Source organism: Bradyrhizobium sp. LeoA1Lang (assembly GCF_055413685.1).
On record NZ_JBVAPG010000495.1, the window covers coordinates 1 to 556 of the forward strand.

The following is a 556-nucleotide window of genomic DNA, read 5'->3' on the forward strand; positions in this document are numbered from 1 at the left end:
CGAGTCCGCGAGTTCATCGAGGAGATGATTCGCGAGGAGCTCGATGGCGTACTGGCGCGCCCGCGTTACGGTCGGCGCCAGAAGATCTGTGCCAGTGATGCGGAGCCGCAGCCCGTCGTCGGCCATCGGCACGGCAGCCGCGAGCGATCGCTGACCGGCACCTTTGGCAAGACCCAGATCACGGTGCCACGTGCGCGGCTGGAGCAGCCGGACGGCACGACCACCGAGTGGCGGAGCGGGACATTCAGAACCTACCAGCGGCGCACTCTGGCGGCCGACGCGCTGATCGCCGGCAGCTACCTGGCGGGCACCAACACCCGCCGGGTCCGGCGCGCGCTGAGCACGCGGGTCGCAGGCAGCGTGGGCAAGGACACGGTGAGCCGGGTGTGGCGCAAAGTGAAGAGCGACTGGGACGCCTGGAACGCCCGGTCGCGCGCCGAGGAGCCGAGCGTCCGTCTGATCCGCGACGGCACCGTGGTGCGCGTGCGGCGCGACCGCAAGGCCACATCGCGGCTGCTGCTGGTCGTCAGGGGCGTCCGTGCCGATGGCCACTCGC

Annotated in this window: 1 protein-coding gene; it reads left to right on the forward strand. The window is 71.2% G+C overall.

The annotated features are described in order from the left end of the window. A partial coding sequence (locus tag ACZYOF_RS44290; protein ID WP_463719662.1) for a transposase occupies window positions 1–556 on the forward strand: 556 nt, incomplete at both ends.